This window comes from Nocardia goodfellowii, assembly GCF_017875645.1.
Taxonomy (GTDB): Bacteria; Actinomycetota; Actinomycetes; order Mycobacteriales; family Mycobacteriaceae; genus Nocardia; species Nocardia goodfellowii.
In genome coordinates, this window is the sequence record NZ_JAGGMR010000001.1 from 3573033 (window position 1) to 3594341 (window position 21309).

Annotated in this window: 18 protein-coding genes; 12 read left to right on the plus strand and 6 right to left on the minus strand. The window is 68.6% G+C overall.

Translation table 11 applies throughout. The features are described 5' to 3' along the window. Positions 1–34 precede the first annotated feature (34 nt). Together BJ987_RS16250 and entS are read left to right on the plus strand one after the other, a co-directional pair. Complete coding sequence (locus tag BJ987_RS16250; protein ID WP_209890378.1) at positions 35–1039, plus strand: Fe2+-enterobactin ABC transporter substrate-binding protein; 1005 nt, start codon at positions 35–37, stop codon at positions 1037–1039. Then, entirely contained in the window at positions 1036–2295 is a 1260-nt protein-coding gene (gene entS, locus BJ987_RS16255; RefSeq protein ID WP_209890381.1) for an enterobactin transporter EntS, read from the plus strand. The genes BJ987_RS16250 and entS overlap by 4 nt, the downstream gene beginning before the upstream one ends. Positions 2296–2363: 68 nt before the next feature. On the opposite strand, the gene BJ987_RS16260 is transcribed toward entS, so the two are convergent. Then, complete coding sequence (locus BJ987_RS16260) at positions 2364–4007, minus strand: (2,3-dihydroxybenzoyl)adenylate synthase (protein ID WP_209890384.1); 1644 nt, start codon at positions 4005–4007, stop codon at positions 2364–2366. A gap of 55 nt (positions 4008–4062) precedes the next feature. Here BJ987_RS16260 and BJ987_RS16265 point away from each other — a divergent pair, with 55 nt between their 5' ends. The 3 genes from BJ987_RS16265 (at position 4063) to BJ987_RS16275 (ending at position 6570) form a co-directional block, all read left to right on the plus strand. Further along, positions 4063–4866: an SDR family oxidoreductase gene (locus tag BJ987_RS16265; protein ID WP_209890387.1), complete on the plus strand. Its 804-nt coding sequence runs from the start codon at positions 4063–4065 to the stop codon at positions 4864–4866. Between the two features lie 38 nt (positions 4867–4904). Further along, positions 4905–5552, plus strand: coding sequence for an isochorismatase family protein (locus BJ987_RS16270; RefSeq protein WP_209890389.1), 648 nt, complete (start codon positions 4905–4907; stop codon positions 5550–5552). Positions 5553–5673: 121 nt separating this feature from the next. Then, the gene (locus tag BJ987_RS16275) at positions 5674–6570 is read left to right on the plus strand and encodes an AMP-binding protein (RefSeq protein ID WP_209890392.1); all 897 of its coding nucleotides are present in this window, start codon (positions 5674–5676) and stop codon (positions 6568–6570) included. On the opposite strand, the gene BJ987_RS16280 is transcribed toward BJ987_RS16275, so the two are convergent. Further along, complete coding sequence (locus tag BJ987_RS16280; RefSeq protein ID WP_209890395.1) at positions 6484–8409, minus strand: hypothetical protein; 1926 nt, start codon at positions 8407–8409, stop codon at positions 6484–6486. The genes BJ987_RS16275 and BJ987_RS16280 overlap by 87 nt on opposite strands. A 130-nt stretch (positions 8410–8539) precedes the next feature. After that, entirely contained in the window at positions 8540–9724 is a 1185-nt protein-coding gene (locus tag BJ987_RS16285) for an isochorismate synthase (protein ID WP_209890398.1), read from the minus strand. A 107-nt stretch (positions 9725–9831) separates the two neighbouring features. Between BJ987_RS16285 and BJ987_RS16290 the strand changes: the two genes are divergently transcribed. From BJ987_RS16290 to BJ987_RS16305, 4 genes are all read left to right on the plus strand, one after another. Further along, complete coding sequence (locus BJ987_RS16290) at positions 9832–10080, plus strand: phosphopantetheine-binding protein (protein ID WP_209890401.1); 249 nt, start codon at positions 9832–9834, stop codon at positions 10078–10080. After that, positions 10080–11369, plus strand: coding sequence for a lysine N(6)-hydroxylase/L-ornithine N(5)-oxygenase family protein (locus tag BJ987_RS16295; protein ID WP_209890404.1), 1290 nt, complete (start codon positions 10080–10082; stop codon positions 11367–11369). The genes BJ987_RS16290 and BJ987_RS16295 overlap by 1 nt, the downstream gene beginning before the upstream one ends. 19 nt (positions 11370–11388) lie before the next feature. After that, complete coding sequence (locus BJ987_RS16300) at positions 11389–11997, plus strand: histone deacetylase (RefSeq protein ID WP_209890407.1); 609 nt, start codon at positions 11389–11391, stop codon at positions 11995–11997. A gap of 397 nt (positions 11998–12394) precedes the next feature. Beyond that, positions 12395–13207: a class I SAM-dependent methyltransferase gene (locus BJ987_RS16305; protein WP_209890410.1), complete on the plus strand. Its 813-nt coding sequence runs from the start codon at positions 12395–12397 to the stop codon at positions 13205–13207. Between the two features lie 2 nt (positions 13208–13209). Here the strand turns inward: BJ987_RS16305 and BJ987_RS16310 are convergent, their stop codons facing one another. Both BJ987_RS16310 and lexA read right to left on the minus strand, forming a co-directional pair. Then, positions 13210–13614 (minus strand): YybH family protein, encoded by a 405-nt coding sequence (locus tag BJ987_RS16310; protein ID WP_209890413.1) that lies wholly within the window; start codon positions 13612–13614, stop codon positions 13210–13212. Positions 13615–13709: 95 nt separating this feature from the next. Continuing rightward, positions 13710–14432 (minus strand): transcriptional repressor LexA, encoded by a 723-nt coding sequence (lexA, locus tag BJ987_RS16315; protein ID WP_209890415.1) that lies wholly within the window; start codon positions 14430–14432, stop codon positions 13710–13712. A 199-nt stretch (positions 14433–14631) separates the two neighbouring features. On the opposite strand from lexA, the gene BJ987_RS16320 reads away from it, so the two are divergent. From BJ987_RS16320 to nrdR, 3 genes are all read left to right on the plus strand, one after another. Beyond that, entirely contained in the window at positions 14632–15087 is a 456-nt protein-coding gene (locus tag BJ987_RS16320; RefSeq protein ID WP_209890418.1) for a hypothetical protein, read from the plus strand. A gap of 134 nt (positions 15088–15221) precedes the next feature. Beyond that, positions 15222–16508, plus strand: coding sequence for a hypothetical protein (locus BJ987_RS16325; RefSeq protein WP_209890421.1), 1287 nt, complete (start codon positions 15222–15224; stop codon positions 16506–16508). Positions 16509–16582: 74 nt separating this feature from the next. Beyond that, complete coding sequence (gene nrdR, locus BJ987_RS16330) at positions 16583–17050, plus strand: transcriptional regulator NrdR (RefSeq protein ID WP_209890424.1); 468 nt, start codon at positions 16583–16585, stop codon at positions 17048–17050. Positions 17051–17116: 66 nt separating this feature from the next. On the opposite strand, the gene hrpA is transcribed toward nrdR, so the two are convergent. After that, a complete protein-coding gene (gene hrpA, locus BJ987_RS16335; protein WP_209890427.1) occupies positions 17117–21199 on the minus strand; it encodes an ATP-dependent RNA helicase HrpA in 4083 nt (1360 codons plus the stop codon). Between the last annotated feature and the right edge of the window lie 110 nt (positions 21200–21309).

Here is a 21309-nt window from a genome sequence, read left to right on the forward strand (position 1 = left end):
TCGGCCGGCACGGCCGAGCACAACTAGGAGAGAAATGAAGTCATCGACCATGCCGTCCGGCAGGCGCCCGCGGCGGGTAGCCGCCCTGGTGGCCCTGCTGCTCGTTGCACTGACGGCGTTGATCGGTTGCGGTTCGGACACCGACAAGGCGTCCACCGAGGGCGCGACCCGGGTCATCCAGACTGAACGCGGCCCGGTCACCGTGCCCGCGCAGGCCAAGCGCATCGTTGTGCTCAGCGGTGGCCTGGCCGGCTACCTGTACGCGCTCGACGCCCCGGTGGTCGCCACCGACACCCGGGTGCTCGGCGTGACCAACTTCGACGGCGGCTTCCCCCCGTCCTGGGCGGCGAAAGCCAAGGCGCAGGGCACCACTCAGCTGCCCGCCGGTGAGGAACTCAACATCGAGGCCGTCGCCGCGGCCGCGCCGGACCTGATCATCGGTGGCGGACAGGGCATCACCGCCGTGCAGGCCGAAAAGCTGTACGACAAGCTGACGGTCATCGCGCCGACCATCCTGGTCCCGAAAACCGTTGCCGCTTGGCAGGATCAGCTGCGCCAGGTCGCCGACGCCGCCGGGCGCGGGGACCGGGTCGAAGCCATGATGACCGCCTACCGCGACAAGGTCGCCCAGGTGAAGTCCGCGATCAAGGTGCCGGCCGGGAACTTCGCCGTGCTGCTGTCGCTGCCCAACAACGAGCCGTACCTGATCCCGCCGACCGCGGCGCTGCCCGCACTGCTGAAGGAGCTCGGTTTCACCCCGGACGACGTGCTGGCCAAGGCCGGTAACCCGAAGCTGTTCGGTTCCGGTGACTCCTTCGCCGTCAGCCCGGAACTGCTGGGCAAAGCGGCCGACGCCCCGCAGGCCTTCGTCCTGCCGGTGGGCGGCCGCTCGGTGGAGCAGCTGAAGCAGGATCAGGTGTACGCCAACCTGCCGTCGTTCAAGAGCAACACGCTCTATGAGCTCCCGGCGACCAGCTACCGCCCGGATTACGACGGCGCCATGGCCACCCTCGACGTCATCGCGAAGCGCTTCGCATGAGAAGGCTGGGTGGGCTGGTCATCGATATCGCGCCGCTGCGAACCAGCCGCGCGTTCCGGTATGCCTTCGCGGCGCGGTTGATCTCGCTGCTCGGCATCGGACTGCTGATCGTCGCGGTACCGGCCCAGATGTATCAGCTCACCCGGTCGAACCTGCATGTCGCCGGCGCCTCGGTGGTGCTGGCGGCGGCGATGTTCGCCGGCAGCCTGGCCGGTGGCGTACTCGCCGATCGCTTCGATCGGCGGCGCACCATCCAATTCTCGCGTACCGCGGCGGGATTGGGGTTCCTCGTGCTGGGCGTCAACGCGACGCTCGACCATCCGGCGGTATGGGTCATCTACGTGGCCGCCGCGATCGACGGCCTGGCGGGCGGAGTGAGCAGTACCGCTCTGATGGCGCTCACCCCGGCGCTGGTGGGCCGCGACAAGATGGCCGCCGCGGGCGCGCTGGTCACCCTCACCACCGATCTCGGCACGATGGTCACCCCCGCGCTGGCGGGCGTCATCATCGCCGCGGGCGGCGTCTCGGTGACCTATTTCGTCGCCGCCGCCACGACCGCGATCACCGTCACGCTGTTCCAGGAAGTCGGTCCGTCCGCACCCCCGGAGATGGCCCGCGAGACGCCCTTGCGCGCCTTGCTCACCGGCCTGCGATTCGCCATGGGCGAGCGGACGATTCGCGGCGTGCTGATCGTCGGCCTGGTGGTCATGCTGGCCAGTGGTCCGACGGTGCTGCTGCCGGCGTTCGTCGACCAGGTGCTGCACGCGGGCCCGGCGACGCTGGGCCTGCTCTACGGCGCGCCCGCGGTCGGGGCCGTCGTGGGCACGCTGACCAGTGGCTGGACCGGCAACGTACGCCGCAGCGGGCGCGCCCTGCTCGCCTCGATGTTGCTGCTGCCGATCGGTTATCTGATCCTCGGCGGCGCGGGCAGCGCGGCGACCGGCGCCGCCGCGGTGGCTTTCCTCGGTCTGGCCGGATTCGGCCTGGCCCGCGCGGTCAACGACATCTTCCGTTTCGCCGTGCTGCAACACAGCACACCCGACGAACTGCGTGGCCGGGTGTCGAGCCTGTGGCTGATCCAGGCGGTCACCGGCACCGCGCTCGGCTCGATGACGGCGGGCGTGCTCGGCCAGTACTTCGCGCCGGATACCGCCCTGCTGGTCTACGGGCTCGGGGTCGTGGTCATCAGCGCCGTACTGTTCGCGACACTCACCGCGGTCCGCTCCGCCACCGCACCGGAACCCGTCGAGGTCTGACCGAAACGTGTGGCCGGGACCCGGGCATCAGCCCGGATCCCGGCCACAACCGGACTGGGACAACCGAATCAGCGGTCGGCGTGCTCCGACAGGGCGGCGCGCAGCGCCCGCCGGCTGGTCTTGCCGACCCCCGTCTCCGGGAAGCTGTCGACGACCTTGATCAGATCCGGCAGTTTCCACGCCGCCACCCCGCGCTCCCGGACGAAGCGCCGCAACTCCGACAGTGTCGGGGCGGCATCCGGTTCGACGGCCAGGATGAACGCGCAGGTCCGCTCGCCGAGCGCCGGATCGGGTACCGAAACGATGGCGGCGTCGCGCACGGCCGGGTGCTCGAGCAGATGCTCCTCCAATTCCTCGGCCGACACCTTCTCGCCGCCCCGGTTGACGTGGTCGCCGTTGCGGCCCTTGACCACGAGGTTGCCGTCGGCGCGCAGGGCGACCACGTCGCCGGTCCGGTACCAGCCGTCCGGGGTGAAGGCCGCCGCGTTCGCCTCGGGATTGTCGTAGTATCCGCGAATCGTGTACGGGCCCTTGGTGATCAGCATGCCGTCGGTACCCGGCGCGACCGGCTGCCCGGTCTCGTCCACCACGGCGACCTCGTCGAGGTCCGACATCGGCCGGCCCTGGGTGCCGACGATCACCTCCTCGGAATCGTCGAGCCGCGTGTAGCACACCAGTCCCTCGGCCATGCCGAAGACCTGTTGCAGGGTGACGCCGAGCGCCGGGCTGATTCGCCGGGCCAGCTCGTCCGGGCAGCGCGCGCCCCCGACCAGCAGTACGCGCAGACTCGAAAGATCATGCGGGGTACCGGCTTCGGCGCGCTCGGCCCAGACCCGGGCCAGCGGCGGGACCAGGCCGGTGATGGTCACACCGAACCGCTCGATGGCCGCGAACGCGGTGCTCGGGGTCGGGTCGGCCGCCAGGGCGACGGTGCCGCCGGCCCACAGTGCGCCCAGGATGCCCGGCGAGCTCATCGGGAAGTTGTGCGCCACCGGCAGGGCCGCGAGATACACACTGCCGGCATCGAGTGCGCAGATCTCGGCACTGCGGCGCACGCTGTAGAGATAGTCGTCATGGGTGCGGGGGATGAGCTTCGGGATGCCGGTGCTGCCGCCGGAGAGCTGCAGGAATGCGACATCGGCGGCGTCGAGGGCCGGGAATTCCCCAGCGGGCCTGCGCAGTTCGTCGAGCGTGCGGCAGCCCTCGGGCGCGGCCGCACCGCGATCGGGCACCACGATCACATGCTCGAGCTCCGCCGCCTCCGCGCGCACGGTCGCGGCCAGCGCCGCGTGGTCGAAGAGCTGGTGGTGGTGACAGGTCACCATCGCCACCGCGCCACTGGCTCGCGCGATCGGCACCAGTTCGGCCTGCCGGTGCGCGGGCAGGCAGAACACCGGCAGTGCCCCGGCCTGGAACAGCCCGAAGATCACCTCGACGAACTCGGCGATATTCGGCAGTTGCACCAGCACCCGGTCCCGCGGCCGAATCCCGAGCTCGGCGAAGCCGGCCGCCAGTTCCCGTGCGCGGGAATGCAGTTCGGCGTATGACCAGCGGTTGGCGTCGTCGACCACGGCCACCGCGTGCGGCTGGTCCGCGGCGCGCGCGGCCAGCATGCCGGTGAAGGTTTCGCCGGTCCAGTAGCCGAGCGACCGGTAGAGCTCGGCTTCGGCGGGCGGCCACGGAGTGAAGCCGGGGAGTGGGGAGTCCAACATCGAGCCCTTCCATCGAGCATTGTCATTCGCAAGAAAGTCAGTATAGGCTAACCTTATGTCGCAGAGCTGGGAAGCGTGTGGTCCGGTCATCGTCACCGGAGCGGCGGCAGGGATCGGGCGTGCGGTCGCGGAATTGTTCGCGGCGCGTTCGGCTCCGGTATCACTGTGGGACACCGATCCCGCGGTTTTCCGCGTGCGCACCGAGATCCGTGCTGCCGAAGGTGATTTCGTCGGTCATGCGGCCCGTGTCGATGTCGCCGACGCCGATTCGGTCGCCGAAGCCTTCGCCGACGCGAACCGGGCCCTCGGGCCGGTGTCGGTGCTGGTGCACGCCGCGGGCGTGCTGGAAACCGGTGACGCGGCGGATCTCACGGCGGCCCAGTGGCATCGATGCATGAGTGTGAACGCCACCGGGACGATGAACGTCACCCGGCAGGCGGCCACCGCCATGGCCGCCAACGGCGGCGGCTCGATCGTCGTGGTCACCTCCAACGCCGCCAGCACCCCGCGCGCGGGGATGGCGGCCTACGGTGCCTCCAAGGCCGCCGCGGCCGCCTTCGCCCGCTCGCTCGGGTTGGAGGTCGCCGCGCGGGGCGTCCGGGTGAACCTGGTGTCGCCGGGTTCCACCGATACCCCCATGCTGCGCGGAATGCACGGCGCCGACGCCGAACTCGCCGACATCGCCCGGGAACGCATCATCGCGGGCGATCCCGACCGCTATCGCGCCGGAATCCCGTTGCGGCGCATCGGGCTTCCCGAGGACGTCGCCGAGGCCGCCTACTTCCTGGCCTCGCCGGCCGCCCGGCACATCACGCTGCACGACCTGCGGGTCGACGGCGGCGCCACCCTCGACATGTGACTACCCCGAAAACCGTTCTGCCGTAGGAGGATTCTGTCTTGGCCATCCCGCCGATCGCCCCGTATTCGCTGCCCACACCCGATGAGGTGGACGACAACCGGGTGTCGTGGTCGCTGGATCCGTCCCGCGCCGCGCTGCTGATCCACGATATGCAGCGCTACTTCATCGATGCCTACCGTACCGATCAGGAGCCGATGGCCACGGCGCTGGCGAACATCCGCCGGCTGCGCCAATTCTGTTCCGCGGCGGGCATTCCCGTGATCTACACCATGCAGCCCGGGGACCAGCACCCTTCGCGCCGCGGCATCCTGGCCGACTTCTGGGGTACCGGCCTGGAGAGCGGCCCGCAGGCCGAGGTGGTGCCCGAACTGGAGCCCGCCCCGTCCGACATCCAGGTCACCAAGTGGCGGTACTCCGCCTTCCAGCGCACCGATTTACGGGAACTGCTCAACCACTATCAGCGTGACCAGCTGATCATCACCGGTGTCTACGCGCATATGGGCTGCATGCTCAGTGCCGCCGAGGCGTTCATGAGCGATGTGCGGCCGTTCTTCGCTTTGGACGCGACCGCCGATTTCAGCCGCGAGGACCATCTGATGGCGCTGAACTACGTGGCCCGGCGCTGCGGTGTGGTGGCGACGACCGACGAGCTCGAAATGAGCCTGCGCCAAGTGAAAGCGGCCTGACCGGGAAGGTGACGCGGGTCACTTTTTACCGAATTGGCCAAAGTATGGTTAGGGTTTCCTTACCTTTTCCGGCCGGAAGGGTGCCGGTCCGGGAACACGAGGTGACGCAGCAGTGCCGATGATGACGCGAATCGCGGACGCGGTCGAAGGGATCGGACACTCCTTCGACCGCCCCGCGATTCTCGACGACGGCCGGCGGACGGCAACCGACCGCCCCGGCGTGGCCGGGGAACCCTGCCTGCACACTTACGACCTGCTGGCCGAGGCCGTGGACCTGCTCGCCGCCGAACTGCGGGCCGCGGGCGTGCGCTCCGGCGACCGGGTCGCCGTCTACATCCATTTCGGCTATCCGGCGCTACTAGCGGCGCTCGCGGTGGACTACGCGGGCGCCGTGGCCGTCCCACTCGACATTCGGGAAGAGTGCGCCCGCACCGAACAGAAGCTGCGGGTCGCCGGCGCGCACTGGGTGCTCGGCCACACCGGCGACGGCCACATCGTGGAAGACGTCGTGGGAGTGGATGACTCGCCGATGACCACTGTCGCCGAGGACTACACGCTGGTGGCGATGCCGAGCCCCGCCGCGTGCTCGGAGCCGGCCGCCGGTTTCGCCTTCTGCACCCCGGACGGTTCCCGGTGTCACGTCGTGGACGCGGCGGTTCTGACAGATACCGCGCGGACCGTGGCCCGGCAATGGAATATCAGCGCGGACGACACCGTCGCGCTGGACACCGAACTCGGTGAGTTCGAAGCCTTTCTGGCCGCCACCGCGACGCTGATCTCGGGCGCGACACTGTGCCTGACACGTCGAGCGGAGCACGGCCGGCACGCGGGCCTGGCGACGATGCTCGTACACGGCCCCACCGCGGCCGAGCGATCGGCGGACGCGCCGGGCGCGGCACTGTCCGGTCACTGGTCCGCCGCGGCGCCGGAGTCAGCCGGCCACGAGTTGCGCCAGCTCCGTTTCGCCGCGCGCCCGCAAAACTTCGCCGACAGCGGGCAGATCCGTCGCTGCGGGTAACCACACCGCTTCCGCGAGTGCGGCCGGCAGTTCGCTCTTCGGCAGCCGCGTCGCCCCGGAATGGCCCGTCGCGGCCAGGGCCCGGCGCAACTTGTCACCGCCGGTGGCCGCTATCACCGGAACCACATCGAACCGCAATCCCGTTGCCCCGGGTGTGAATTCGAGGAAGACCTCGTCTCCGGCCGACAACCCCAGATCATCGACGAACCGCTTGATGGTGCCGCAGCGCGCCTGCACCGACACCCACAGCACGGCCTGCGGTCCGAGCCGGCTCGCCAGCTCCACGGGGTGGTTGGGTCCGACGCCGATCAGCCCCGCCAGCGCCGAGGGCAGATTGAACGCCGAGCCCTTGATATGAGCGGCGGCGATAGTGGTCCGCCAGCGGAATACCTCGCCCTCGCGATACAGCCCACGCGTCTTGGTGGGCGACTTGCGCGGCGTGTAGCTGCGTTCCCGCCTGGTCACCACACCCGCGGTGGTGACGTATTCGCCGGTCGCGGCGTAGGTTCGGACGCTGACCGGGCGCACGTCGAAGCTGCGGGTCACCTGCCGCACCAGTTCCTCGAGCTCGATCCGGCCGCCGTGGGCATCCAGGATCTCACCGATCTGCCGATGAATCGGCACATAGCGGGTGCCCCACCGGGTCAAGCCCCAGCGGGTGCGATCGGCCTTACCGAATCGGTCGTCGGCCACCATCGCGTTCCGGATGCTCGATACCGACCGGCGCGGGACGACCGCCGCCTGGATCTCGGCGACCGTCATCGGCTCGCCCGAGAGCGCCAGCACCGCGGCGATCGCATCGTGCACCGAGGTGGAACGCAGCAGTACATGCCGGTCGAGCACCCGATAACCGAGATAGTTCAGCATCTGCTCGGTCTCCTCGGCCGGCAGCCCGAATTCGGCCGCCGCGACGACGATTTCGACCAGGCCCTCGGCGGATGCGGATGCGGCCAGGGTCTTTCGCACGCGCTGGCGGGCCGACTCGATCGAAGTGCCGACGATCCAGCCGTCGATCACATCGATCCGCTCGTCGAGCCGAATCAGCACCTGCCACAGCCGCATCCCGAGCCCCGGCACCGGGGCGGCGAGCTCCGGCGCGCTGTCGCACACCCGGGCAAGCGCCGCCATCGGCCGCGCGGCCCCGGCCAGCACGTCGGCGGCGCGGCGCAATACCCCCGACGCCTGGAACATCGTCCGGACCTGAGTGCGCAACCGGCTGTCGAGTTGATTGACCCGCTCCCGCGAGATGCCGAGCTCCGTGCCGCAGCTGATCAGGGTCTTGGGTTTCGCCGCGAGAATCCGGGCGGTGAGCAGAAACCGGTCCCGGTCGCTCAGCCCGGCGACGAAGGACTCGAATTCCGCGACGGCGGGCCCGGCAAACCGCGCCGGAATGCTGCAACGCACCAGTGCCGCACCGATTTCGGCGCGTGCGGCCGGCCCGATGCCGGGGAGGGCGGCCAGCTGCCGCATGGTGCGAGTGCCGAGCGCGGGCAGGTCGGCGTGGCCGGCCAGCGCGAGGCGCACTTTCGCGCTCAATCCCAAATCATCGAAATCGGCGGACGCGAACGCGACCGGGAATGCGGCAGCCAACCCCATATCCCGGTGCTGCTCCAGAAAAACTCCCGCGATCCGCCGGCACACCTCGTCGAGGAATTCCGGGGGCACCCCCGCGCCGGCCGGTGTCGACATCCACGCGTTCGGAATGAGCTCGTTGTCCCCGAGCAGCGAGGGACCGGCGCGATGCGCCTCGAGCCACGGCAGGACCTCCAGCCAGGTTCGTCCCATGGCCGCGCGCGGTTGGGTGGTCACCTTTTCGGCGGCGCCCGGTGACCCTCTCACCGACTGTTTCTCCCTCGCTCTGCCCGGCGGTGCTGAACAGGGTCGATCATAGGCGCACTCGCCGAATTCACTTCGTCCGTGCGGTGGTCACGGACGGATTCGGCGTGTCAGAAACCGGGCGGTCCGGAATTCAGTGTTCGGTCGCGCCCAGCGCGGCGAGCATTGTCCCGAATTTTGTTGTGGTCTCGGCGAGCTCGGCCTCGGGATCGGATTCGGCGACAATCCCGCCGCCCGCGTAGGCCAGAATCGAACGGCCATCGGCGGACAATTCCGCGCAGCGGATACTCACCATCCATTCGCCGTCACCGTCGGCCGCCGCCCAGCCCACCGCACCGGCGTAGAAGCCGCGGTCGCCTTCGAGGTCGGCGATGAGGTCGCGGGCCGCGGCGGTGGGGGTACCGCAAATCGCGGGCGTCGGATGCATGGCCAGAGCCAGATCCAAGGCGGTGACGGCCGGGTCGCGCACGACGGCCGTGATCGGAGTGCCCAGGTGCCACAGCTTCGGGGTGCTGGTGAGTTCGGGCATGTCGGGGATATTGACCTCGCGGCACAGCGGCGTCAGGGCGGCGCGCACCTGGTCGATCACGAACGCGTGCTCACGCAGGTTTTTCGGCGAATCCAGCAGGGCCGCGGCGGTTTCCCGGTCGACGGCCGGATCCGGGTGCCTCGGTGCGCTACCGGCCAGCGGGTGGCAGGTGACCACGTCGCCGGTGCGCCGCACCAGGACTTCCGGCGTGGCGCCGACGAGCGACTTGCCGGTGTAGGCGGGGCCGGCCGCGGTCAGGTCGACGCTGAAGCCGTTGCCGAACGCGTCACCGGCGACGAGCCGGTCCAGGATCTGTGCGGCGGTCACCGGCGACGCGGCGGCGAGGCGCAGCGCGCGGGCCAGTACCACCTTCTCCAGCGCCGTGTCCGCATCCGACAGCGTGGCGATCAATGACTTCAGCCGCTGAAGATGCTGCGCCGCTTCGGGAATCGCGGCCTCGACGGTGATCCGGGGCAGCGGTGCGCCGGTGGCGCGCAGCGGGCCCTCCGTGATCGTGACCGACGTCGGCGCCCACAGCGCGGCCGGTGCGGCCGGGTCGAACGGCAGCGCGCCGACGATGTGCGTGACCGTGCCGGAACGCAGTGCGGAGGCGGCTTTCCCGGCGTCCTGGTACGTCGCGGTCTGACCGTCGGCTTGCACGGTGGCATGCGGACGGGACAGGACGAACGCTGTCGCGGAAGGGGAGAGGGCTGCCGTGGCCTCGCTGCGTGCCGGGCTGAAGATGTTGATGGCGTTGCCTTTCCGTGCGCGGCCGGCTCCCCGAGGCATTTGACAGCCTATCCCGGCTACTGACCAATATGGTAGAAGTTAGTGTAGCCTAAACAAATGTTGGACGGGCTGGGCAAGTGTTCCAGCCGCACGGACCGAGGAGTCGCATGAACGAGGCTTTGACCGGGCTGGACCGGCAGCAGGTGCTCGCCGATATCGCCGCCGCACTCGACCTGCGACCAGAGGAATTGACCGACGACACCAACCTGCTCGACGCGGGTCTGGATTCGGTGCGCCTGATGTCGCTGGTGGAGAAGTGGCGCGCCGCGGGCGCGGCGCACACCGACTTCGTGACGCTGGCCGCGGAGCCCGTGCTCGGCGTGTGGCTGGATGTGGTCACCCCCGAGGCCGCGTGATGCTGGAGTCCGACGACATAGTCGATATCGCCGGGATCGGATTCGGCCCGTCGAATCTGGCGCTTGCCATCGCGCTCGAGGAATTCAACGAGAACCGCAGCGCGGGAACGGAGTTGACCGCGCGCTTCGTCGAACGCAAAGAACAGTTCGGCTGGCATCCCGGCATGCTGCTACCTGGCGCGACGATGCAGATCTCCTTCCTCAAGGACCTGGTGACGCAGCGGAATGTGCACAGCCGCTACACCTTTCTGAGCTACCTGGCCGAACGTGGCCGGCTCAACGACTTCATCAACTACCAGACGTTCTTCCCGACCCGGGTGGAGTTCCACGACTACCTGGAGTGGGCGGCGAGCACGGTCGGCGCCGATGTCAGCTACGGCACCGCCGCGGAGGCGATCACCCAGACCGGCGACTGCTTCGAGATCCAGCTGAGCGGCCGCGACGCCGGGGTGTTGCGGGCACGCAATATCGTTGTGGCGGGTGGGCTCTCGGCGAAGTTGCCGGACAACGTCACCGCCGGTACGCGGGTGTTCCACAACCATCAGTTGCTGCCCGGACTGGCCGCGCTGCCGGAACGCACGCACCAGCGTTTCGTGGTACTCGGCGCGGGGCAGAGCGCCGCCGAAGTGGTGCAGTACCTGCACACCACCTATCCGGGCGCCGCCGTGCACGCGGTATTCGCGAAGTACGGGTTCAGTCCCTCCGACGACAGCCCGTACGCCAACCGGATCTTCGACCCGGCGGCGGTCGACGACTTCCATTCCGCCACACCGGAATTCCGCCGCCGCCTGATGAATTACCATCGCGGCACCAATTACTCGGCGGTGGACCTGCCGTTGATCGAGGAGCTCTACGCCCGCGAATACGCCGAACGGGTCAGCGGTGTGCGGCGACTGTTCATGCACGGCGCCTCCCGTGCGGTCGATGTCACCGACACCGGTGACGGCGTCACGGTCACCGTCGAACACGAGCCGACCGGACTGACCGAGGAATTGCGGTGTGACGCGGTCATCTGCGCGACCGGTTTCCGTCCGATGGATCTGCGTGCGGTGCTGGGCGAGCTGGCCGCCGCCGTGGTCACCGACGCCGAGGGACCTCGGGTAGCCCGCGACTACCGGCTGGTCACCACGACACCGCTGCCCGGCGGTATCTACCTGCAGGGCGGGACCGAGCACACGCACGGCATCTCCTCGTCGCTGCTGTCGAATGTCGCGGTGCGGTCCGGGGAAATCGTGCGCTCGGTCGCACGCGATCCCGCGGTGCGGCCGGTGGTGGCGAACCACGGGTGAACTGACGCACCATGGCTGAGTGCGGGTTTGGTACGCGTCCTACGGGTCGAACATGCATCGGCACCGTCTGCGCTGTTATCTGCGTGGCGGGCGCCCCGACGGCGGCGCGCTCACCCTGCCCGGCTGCCGTGACCCCGCCGATCCGGCCCGCTCGGTCCCGTTGCTGCTGCCCGGCGTGCTGTATTTCGCCACCGAGTCGCTCACTTGGACCGGCGGGCGAGCCTTCTACGACCCGCTGGTGCCTGGGGAGACCGCGGTCGCCGCGCATCTGCTCACCGGTGCGCAATTCAGCGATATCTGCGCGCAGGAGATGTATCGGCCGCCCGGTGCCGATCTCGATCTGACCGAGGTGCTCGACACCGGCCGGATGACACTCGGCCCCGGCCGGTACGAGACGCTCGTGTGCGCGGGTGCCTACGCCGGTCATCCGGTGCTGACCTGCACCGCGCCCTGGCGCTATCGCGACCTCCCGGGCAACCCGCCCGCACCCGCCTATCTTCGGCACCTCGCCGCCGGCCTGCGCAGTACGCACGGCTGGACGACCGAGTCCATCGCCGGTTATCTCAGCTCGCGCGCGGGCGCGGATCTGCGCTGGACCCCGGAATCGGTCGCGGCGTTGCTGACCTGAGATCGTGCCCATCCTCCGACCCCGCGGCGACGAATCACAGTCGAATCCGTCGACGTCCTTCTTCGACGGCGGCGACGGTTCGTACGGATCGGGTAAACCGCACTGTAAAACTATGGAGGTCCACGATGATTCCCCAACTCATCGGCAGCATCCTCGGCGCAGTCCATGGCTTCGTTGGCAGCACCGTCGGCACCGTCAATGGTTTTCTCCAGGCACTGTTGATGCCGTAGTTCGCGGCCCGGAACGGGGTTCAGGCGCCGTTCCGGGCACAGCCGATTCCACGTTGCCCCCATCGCATTCGTGTCGGCGCATAGGCATTGTCCCGCCCACGTGCGCGAGTTAGGTTTGCCTAATTATGCCGATATGCCGGATCTCGGTCGGCGGAAAGGGCGAACACATGAGCTCCGAGGTAGAACTGGATGGCGTCCCGCTGACGATGCTGTGGACGCTGCACAATCGCGCGTCGGAATCCAAACGCGCGGGCGGGGTGCTACACGACCCCGATTGCGAGCGAATCTATGACGCGCTGGCCTTCGACTACAAAGGCACATTCGGACCTCCGGACGGCACACATGCCGTGCGGTCCAAGAAATTCGACGAGGTCCTCGAACCCTGGCTCGCCGCGCATCCCGGCGGGACCGTCGTGGAACTCGCCGCCGGTCTGGAAACGCAATTCCAGCGTTGCGACGACGGTTCGGTGCGCTGGCTCTGTGTCGACGTGCCCGAGTCCATCGCCGTGCGCGAACGATTCCTGCCCGCCACCGAGCGCTGCCGCTATCTGCCGATCAGCGCCCTCGATCCCGCCTGGATGGACCAGGTCGATCCGGCGCGCGGCGTATTCGTCACCGCCCAAGGGCTTTTCATGTATTTCCAGCCCGAGCAGGTGCGCGAACTCTGCGTGGCGATCCTGGACCGTTTTCCCGGGGTGGAGCTGATGTTCGACACCATCCCGCCGTGGTTCTCCCGGAAAACCGTGCGCGGCTTCTGGAAGACGCCGCATTACCAGGCGCCGCCGATGCCCTGGGGCATCGAAGGCAGCAAGGTGCCGGTTCTGGTGCGCGGATGGAGTCCCCGCGTCACCGAGGTGCGGATGTCGGGGTTCGCGCCCTCGCACGGCATCCTCGCGACCACCGCGCCGCTGTTCGCGGCGCTGCCGATCATGCGCGACATCCCGCCCGCCATCGCGCATGTCCGCACCGCCGCGGCGTAGCGCTAGTTGCCCGACGGGTTGTCGATCACATACCGCCACTGCCCGTCGAAGCCGCGCCGCACCACATCGGTGGCGGTGCCGGACATGTCGACGGGCCGGCCGTCGGCGGCGGTGCCCCGCATCGTCCAATCGACCAGCAGCAGGGCGATATTGACGACGGTGTAGCACTGCCGGATATGCGCGGTCATCGGCACGCCGAAGCTCACCAGATGGGCGAGCGCGGCCGAACGGCCCGCCTCGCTGACCGCGTGTCCGGGCGTCGGTACCACCACCGCGTCCGGTTCGTACAGGAGATCCAGGGCGGCGAGGTCGCCCGCGTTGAACAGCTCCACCCACTGGGCGATGAGCTGCGTGATCGCATCGGGGACAGGGGTGGACGAACCGGGCAGGTCGTGATCGAGCGTCATGATTCAGGAATCGTAATTCGTTGCCGGACAGGTTGATCGCCGGATGGCCGCGGAACCGCGCCGGGGGCGGCGAAACGCACCGCCCCCGGACGCGCTCATACCTTGCGAATGACGGTGACGACCTTGCCGAGAATCCGGGCGTCGTTACCGGGAATCGGTTCGAACAGCGGATTGTGCGGCAGCAGCCAGACATCACTTCCGGTGCGCTTGAACGTCTTCACCGTGGCTTCGCCGTCGATCATGGCGGCCACGATCTCCCCATTGTCGGCGACGTTCTGCTGGCGCACGACCACCCAGTCGCCGTCGCAGATCGCCGCGTCGATCATCGACTGGCCGACGACCTTCAGCAGGAACAGTGAACCGTCACCGACCAATTCGCGCGGCAGCGGGAAGACATCCTCCACCGCCTGCTCGGCCAGGATGGGGCCACCGGCGGCGATCCGGCCCAGGACCGGAACGAAAGTCGGGGTGGGGCGGGCGGCATCGCCGTTGTCGGCATCGTGGTCGGCGCCGTGCAGGCTCGTCACCGAACGCACCGTGTCGTCGAGGCCGCGAACGTCCACCGCGCGTGGACGATTCGGGTCGCGTCGTAAATAGCCCTTACGCTCGAGCGCCCGTAACTGATGGGCAACCGAGGAGGTGGAGGTCAGCCCGACCGCGTCGCCGATCTCCCGGATGCTCGGCGGGTAGCCACGCTCGGCCACCGAGGTGCGAATGACCTCTAGGACCTTGCGCTGACGCACGGTGAGATCTGCCCCGGTCAGGGGCTGGTCGGTGCCGACTCCGCTCTCGTCGCCCGTGTCGTCTGTGTGGCTCACCGGAACCTGCCTTCCCTGCGTAGATGATGTGCCTTTCGAATTTAGTCCGGTCACGCCGATGTTTCAAACACCTGTTCGACCTAAGTCGTGTTTTCTGCTGACTTTGTCGGTGCCGCGTGGTAGAAATCGAACACAAGTTCTTCGAACACATGATCGAGTAGCGCGTCTCTCCTCAGCACCTACCACGGAGGTTCGTCCGATGAGCACAGCGATCCGCGAGACCACATCCCCCTCCTTCGACGACATCGCCCTCGTGCCGGTCGGCCTCGATGTGGCCCCCGGTGCCGCCGCCGTATCGCTGGTGCGCCGCCCGCACCGAACCGGCCTGCGCACAACCGATTCGGCGCCGCGTCCGCTCGCGGATCGCCGTCCGCGCGACAGTCGCCCGTCGGGCGCGGCGCAGCTGTACCGCGGCGGTCCGGTGCGCACCGCCGGCATGCGCCCGCCGCACGGCGCGCATCCGATGGACACGCGAGTGGCGGAGGCTCAGGTCGGCTTCGCCGTGCTCGCCGTGGCGGCGCTGCTCAGTGCGCTGGTCGTCACCGCCCTGATCCTGCTCGCGCAGTGGCGCGCCGGCACTTTCGGCGTGCAGCCGGCGACCACGCCGGTGGTGGTAGAACAGCTTCCCGCGCCGGAGCCCGCCCCATTCCGATAGGGGATTTCTTGCGGCCGAAGGCGGTCGCGGAGTGGTGGCCGAAATTACCGATCGAGAATTAGAACAAGTTGCTACGGTGCTGAGCGAAGTGTCTCAGGCAGTTACTGCCACGATCGATGTCGGGATTTCACGCGATGACGCACCACTTTGCCGGACGTTCGATCCGCGCGACCACCGGCGACTATCCGACAGCGCGCCGAACACGGTCCGCCCGGCTCGTCGTGCTGCTGACCTGTCTGCTCCTCGGGCTCGGCGCCATGCCCTCGGCACACGCCGAGCCCGCCTACGCCGCCTACCTCGGCATGCCCGCCGTCACTGCTGACGGAACGAACGGCGGTGGCCTGAATCCCGCACTGCCGCTGGACGAATCGGTGCTGCGCGCGGCGCTCGACCAGGCGCGCGCCGACGGTGTCGCCCCGCGGCGCTACGGCACGCTGCTCCAGCAGTACTGGCTCGTCGTGGCCAGCCGCAACGCCGGAATCGACCTTGCCGCCTGGGATCCCACTAGCGGCGTCGCGGCCAACGAACGCACGTTCAATCAGGTGTATGTCAACTATCTGCGCCTGACCGTTCAGCATCCGGAACTGTGGTGGGCCGGGTTGGCCGGCATCGCGGGCGGATCCTTCGCCTCCGGTTTCTTCGATATGGGTGACGTAGGCGTCGTCCTGGACGTGCCCGGCATCCAGCAACTCGGCAACGCGGTGGCCGACCTGTTGCGCGGTACCCCAGCGGAATTGGTGGCCGGGCTGCCCGCCGACCTCGCACTGCTGGCCACCGAGGGCCCTCGCCTCGACCCCGCCGACATCACCTGGTACCAGACCCGGCTGATGATCATGCAGAAACACATCTTCACCGACCTGGTCCCGATGCACGAGGCCTACCTTGCCGAGGGCATGGCCGCTATCGAGGAGATGCTCGCCGCCGGGGTGATCGACGACAGCGCCCACACCGCCTGGCAATCCATCGCCTCGGGCACCCGGGAGGGCTACATCGACGCGCTCGTCCGGATGACCGACCGCGAACAGAACTACGTCGTCGCCGATCAGTGGGATGCCACCGCCGGCGGGCGCGGCGCCATCGGCCGTGTCCTCACCTATGTCAGCACCTTGGCCGGCAAGCCCGCCGTACCCGGCGTCCGCGCACCCGGCAACTTCCGCCCGGCCGTCGTCAGCGCCGACGTGGCAGGCCGCACCCTGAGCTTGCGCACCCCGCTGCCCGCCTTCAATTGGGCCGACCGCGAGGACCGCTGGGCCTACATCATGGGCGACCTGAACCCGCGCCACATCGACCTCGAGTCCAACCCCGCGCTGGCCGCTTCGGTACTCGGTGAATCGTTCTGGAACAAGCTCACCCGCGGGCGCGCCGTCGCCCGCATCCCGGAGTTGATCTCCGATATGACTCGACAGTGGGCAGTGGTGTAATAGCCGCCGGACGAAATCGGTGGTAGGCGCCGAGTATCCTCGAAGAACTATGGCATCGACGAAGGATCTCTCGGATGCATTGCCCGTACTGCCGACACCCTGACTCGCGGGTGGTCGACTCGCGCGAGGCCGAGGAGGGTGCGGCCATCCGCCGTCGGCGCTCCTGCCCCAACTGCGGCCGCCGGTTCACCACCGTCGAGACCGCGATCCTATCCGTGGTCAAGCGCAGCGGGGTGACCGAGCCGTTCAGCCGCGAGAAGGTCATTCGCGGTGTGCGGCGCGCCTGTCAGGGCCGCGAAGTCGACGACGACGCGCTGAACCTGCTGGCCCAGAAGGTAGAAGACGCGGTCCGCGCCAAGGGTTCCCCCGAGGTGCCCAGCCACGAGGTCGGCCTGGCCATTCTCGGTCCGCTCCGCGACCTCGACGAGGTCGCCTATCTCCGCTTCGCCTCCGTCTACCGCTCCTTCACCTCCGCCGCCGACTTCGAACGCGAAATCATCGATATGCGCGCGGCTCGCGCCGAAGCGACCCGCGCCGAGTAGATCCACCCCGCCGAACCGCCGAGCGCTACGGCTCTCGGCGGTTCGCGTGTGCACGGGCCGGCGCGCTCAACGGCGGATGGCGGCGATGGCCTTTTCGATGCGCTTCACCGAGATGGGATACGGGGTGCCGAGTCTCTGCGCGAAGAGGCTGACGCGGAGTTCTTCGATCATCCACCAGATCTCGGCCACGTCCGGGGCGTGTTTGCGATGCTCGGGCAGGGCGTTGACCAGGCGGTCGTAGGCGGCGAGCGCGCGGTCGACCTCGACCATCCCCTGGCGGTCGCGGGTGGCGGAGGCGGGCAGGGCTGCCAGCCGGGTGGCGGCCGCTTGCAGGTAGCGGGGGATCTCGCGCAGGCGGGTGGTGCCGAATTCGGAAATGAAGCCGGGAAAGACGAGTTCGTCGAGCTGGTGGCGGACGTCGTCGGCGATATCGGCTTCGCGAGTTTCGGCAAGGGCCGAGGAAACACGATGTGCCGCACCCAGAATCGGCACCACGAGGCGGACCAGGCGGGCCACGGCGCTGGACAGTTGCGGGCGGACGGCGGCGACCAGGGCGTTGAACCGCTCGGGGTCGTTGACGGGACCGCCCGCGGCGGTGATCAATTCGTCGGCGGCCGCGGCGCGGCAATCCTCGACCAGCGCGTCGAGGGAACCGTAGGGGTTCTGGCTCAGGGCGAGGCGGTCGGCGGGCGGTAGACCGGCCGTGACGGTGCGCGGTGAGGTCGGGATGGCATGCAGGACAAGGGCCCTGGTGCCGGCGCGCATCGCGGCGGCCTGCTCGGCGGGGGAGCTGAGGACGCGCACGGCCACGCCGTCGCCTTCCGGGACCAGCGCGGGATAGCCGGTCACGGTTTGGCCGGCCACCTCGCGGCGCACCGTCGGTTCGACGGTGCCCAGGGATTCCGAAGTCCACACTGTCGTCGCCGCACGTTCCGCGCCCGCCGTCGCGCGCGCGACGGATTCGGAAACCTTCTCGGCCAGTTGGGCTTTCAACTGGGCGAGGCTCTTACTCTTGGCCAGTACCTTGCCGGAGGTGTCGACGGCGGCGAAAGTCATGCGCAGATGGTCGGGCAGCGCGCCGGGGTCGAGATCGGCCGGGGAGATGGTGACCGAACCGAGGCGCGACAATTCCCGGGCCAGGCCGGTGCGCAGCGGCTCGGCCCGGGGAGTGAGCGCGGACAGCGCGGCGGCGGCGAAGTCGGGAGCTGGAACCACCAGGCGGCGCTGGGTTTTCGGCAGCGTCTTGATCAGCGCGGTGGCGAGCTCTTCGCGCATGCCGGGAACCAGCCAGTCGAAACCGACGGGGCGTACGTGCGCGAGCTGCTCGACCGGAATGCGGACGGTGACGCCGTCGTCGTCCTGGCCCGGCTCGAACTGATAGGTGAGCGGGAAGCTCAATTCGCCTTGCCGCCAGGCATCGGGGAAAGCGGTCGGGTCCAGCGGCGCGGCGCCGTCGTTGACGATCGTGGACTTCGAGAACTCCAGCAGCGCTGGGTCTTTGCGCTTCGCCGTCTTCCACCAGCTGTCGAAATGGCGGACCGAGACGATGTCAGCGGGGATGCGCTGATCATAGAATTCGAACAGCACCTCGTCATCGACCAGGATGTCGCGGCGGCGGGCCCGATGCTCCAGGTCGGCGACATCGTCGAGCAGCTCCCGATTGCGGTGGAAGAACTCGTGTTTCGTCTGCCACTCGCCCTGGACGAGGGCGTGCCGGATGAACAGCTCACGCGAGAGTTCGGGGTCGATGCGGCCGTAATCCACCGGTCGGCTCACCACCAGCGGGATCCCGTACAGCGTCACGCGTTCGTAGGCGCGCGCCGCGCCGCGCTTGCTGGACCAGTGCGGCTCAGAGTAGGTGCGTTTCACCAGATCGCCGGCGAGCTGCTCGGCCCACTCCGGTTCCACGCGCGCGGCCATGCGACCCCATAATCGCGAGGTCTCCACCAGCTCCGCCGCCATCACCCAGCGCGGCGGCTTCTTCGCCAGCGAGGAGCCGGGAAAGATCATGAACTTGGCGTTGCGCGCCCCGAGGAACTCCCGCGATTCCGCTTCCCGCACACCGATATGCGAGAGCATGCCCGCCAGCAGCGATTGATGGATCGCGGTGGAATCCCACGGCAACCCGTCGGATTCAGTGGTGCGCGGGGGATTCTTGCGCCGGTCGGCCGATTTGCCTTGGCCGGAGTCGGATATCCGCGCCGGCCGCCCGCTGTCACTCGACGTGCTCTCCGCCGACCAGCCGAGTCCCCGGGTGATCGTCCGCAACTGGCCGTGCAGATCCTGCCATTCCCGGATGCGCAGGTAGTGCAGGAATTCGTCCCGGCACATCCGGCGGAATTGGTTGGACGACAAGGACTTACGCTGCTCGGTCAGATAGTCCCACAGCCGCAGGTATGCCAGGAAATCCGAGCCCTCCACCACGAACCTGGCATGTTTGGCATCGGAAGCCTGCTGATGCTCGGCCGGGCGCTCGCGCACATCCTGAATCGACAGTGCCGCGACGATGATCAGCACCTCGGCCAGGCAGCCATTGCGCTGCGCCTGCACCAGCATGCGCGCCATCCGCGGGTCGACCGGCAGCTGTGCCATCTCGCGGCCGATGGGCGTGAGCGTCAGCGACGCATCGGCCGCGGCACTGCCGGACTCACCCTCCGGTGCGGAATCTTCTTGTCGCACAGTGCGCGTCGTGTGCCTGCCGAGCGCGCCCAGTTCCTCGAGCAGCGCGATACCGTCGCGGATCGCGCGCTTGTCCGGCGCCTCCACGAACGGGAAGTTCTCGATATCGCCCAGCCCGAGCGCCGTCATCTGCAAGATGACCGCGGCCAGGTTGGTGCGCAGGATCTCCGGTTCGGTGAAGGCGGGCCGGGATTCGAAGTCCTCCTCCGAGTACAGCCGGATGGCGATACCGTCGGCCACTCGACCGCATCGACCGGAACGCTGCCGCGCCGAAGCCTGCGACACCTCCTCGATCGGCAGCCGCTGCACCTTGGTGCGCATCGAATACCGGGAAATGCGAGCGGTGCCGGGATCGACGACATACCGGATGCCGGGCACGGTGAGCGAAGTCTCGGCCACATTGGTGGCCAGCACGACACGTCGTCCGGTGTGCGGCTGGAACACTCGGTGCTGTTCGGCCGCCGACAGCCGCGCGTACAGCGGCACGATCTCCGTGCGCGCCAGATTCAGGTCACGCAAAGCATCGGCGGTGTCCCGGATTTCGCGTTCACCGGACAGGAACACCAGCACATCGCCGTCGCCCTCGTCGAACAATTCGCGCACCGCGTCGCCGATGGCGTCGACCGGGTCGCGATCCACCACACGGGTGTCTTCGTCGTCGTCCGCCGAGGCGGCGGGCAGTTCGAGCGACAGCGGCCGGTAGCGGATCTCCACCGGATAGGACCGCCCCGACACCTCGACAATCGGTGCGGGCGTGCCCTTCGCATCAGCGAAATGCCGGGCGAACAGCTCCGGGTCGATGGTCGCGGAGGTGATGATCACCTTGAGATCCGGCCGGCGCGGCAGCAGCTGCTTGAGGTAGCCGAGCAGGAAGTCGATATTGAGACTGCGCTCGTGCGCCTCGTCGATGATGATCGTGTCGTAGCGGCGCAGCAGGCGGTCGCGCTGAATCTCGGCCAGCAGGATGCCGTCGGTCATCAATTTGACCAGGGTGCGATCGGAGGCGTGATCGGTGAACCGCACCGTGTAACCGACGACATCGCCCAACTCGGTGCCCAGTTCCTCGGCTATCCGCTCGGCCACGGTGCGGGCCGCCAGCCGGCGCGGCTGCGTGTGGCCGATGGTGCCGCGAATACCGCGCCCGAGTTCCAGGCAGATCTTGGGAATCTGAGTGGTCTTGCCGGAGCCGGTCTCACCCGCCACGATCACCACCTGGTGTTCGGCGATCGCCGCGGCGATATCGTCGCGGCGCTGGGTGACCGGTAGTTGCTCGGGGTATCGGATCGGCGGCACCGCCGCCCGGCGCGCCTCGACCCGTAGCTCGGCGGACTCGATTTCCGCCGTCACGCTCGCGAGTTCCTTGCCGCGGGCGCGGTCCAGCTTTCGGCGCAGCCGATATTCGTCGCGGAGGGAGAGGTTCGCCAGTCGGGTGCGGAGCTCGCGCGTTGCGGGGTCGGCTGTCCTGGTCATGGCATCGTCAAGCGTAGCGAACCCCGCATACGTCCCGGTCGTCAGCGGGTGCATGGGCAGTCGAGGGTGGGGCTGGTCGTCCTCGCGGTGGTGTTTGCGCCGCCGGCGGC

Excerpts from the sequence above, each read along its gene's own strand:
- hrpA (WP_209890427.1), bottom strand. The coding sequence starts at position 21,199 with ATGACCAGGACAGCCGACCCCGCAACGCGCGAGCTCCGCACCCGACTG.
- entS (WP_209890381.1), top strand. The coding sequence starts at position 1,036 with ATGAGAAGGCTGGGTGGGCTGGTCATCGATATCGCGCCGCTGCGAACC.
- BJ987_RS16310 (WP_209890413.1), bottom strand. The coding sequence starts at position 13,614 with ATGACGCTCGATCACGACCTGCCCGGTTCGTCCACCCCTGTCCCCGAT.
- BJ987_RS16295 (WP_209890404.1), top strand. The coding sequence starts at position 10,080 with ATGCTGGAGTCCGACGACATAGTCGATATCGCCGGGATCGGATTCGGC.
- BJ987_RS16305 (WP_209890410.1), top strand. The coding sequence starts at position 12,395 with ATGAGCTCCGAGGTAGAACTGGATGGCGTCCCGCTGACGATGCTGTGG.
- BJ987_RS16325 (WP_209890421.1), top strand. The coding sequence starts at position 15,222 with ATGACGCACCACTTTGCCGGACGTTCGATCCGCGCGACCACCGGCGAC.
- nrdR (WP_209890424.1), top strand. The coding sequence starts at position 16,583 with ATGCATTGCCCGTACTGCCGACACCCTGACTCGCGGGTGGTCGACTCG.
- BJ987_RS16260 (WP_209890384.1), bottom strand. The coding sequence starts at position 4,007 with ATGTTGGACTCCCCACTCCCCGGCTTCACTCCGTGGCCGCCCGCCGAA.
- BJ987_RS16265 (WP_209890387.1), top strand. The coding sequence starts at position 4,063 with ATGTCGCAGAGCTGGGAAGCGTGTGGTCCGGTCATCGTCACCGGAGCG.
- BJ987_RS16285 (WP_209890398.1), bottom strand. The coding sequence starts at position 9,724 with ATGCCTCGGGGAGCCGGCCGCGCACGGAAAGGCAACGCCATCAACATC.
- BJ987_RS16320 (WP_209890418.1), top strand. The coding sequence starts at position 14,632 with ATGAGCACAGCGATCCGCGAGACCACATCCCCCTCCTTCGACGACATC.
- BJ987_RS16250 (WP_209890378.1), top strand. The coding sequence starts at position 35 with ATGAAGTCATCGACCATGCCGTCCGGCAGGCGCCCGCGGCGGGTAGCC.
- BJ987_RS16275 (WP_209890392.1), top strand. The coding sequence starts at position 5,674 with ATGACGCGAATCGCGGACGCGGTCGAAGGGATCGGACACTCCTTCGAC.
- BJ987_RS16290 (WP_209890401.1), top strand. The coding sequence starts at position 9,832 with ATGAACGAGGCTTTGACCGGGCTGGACCGGCAGCAGGTGCTCGCCGAT.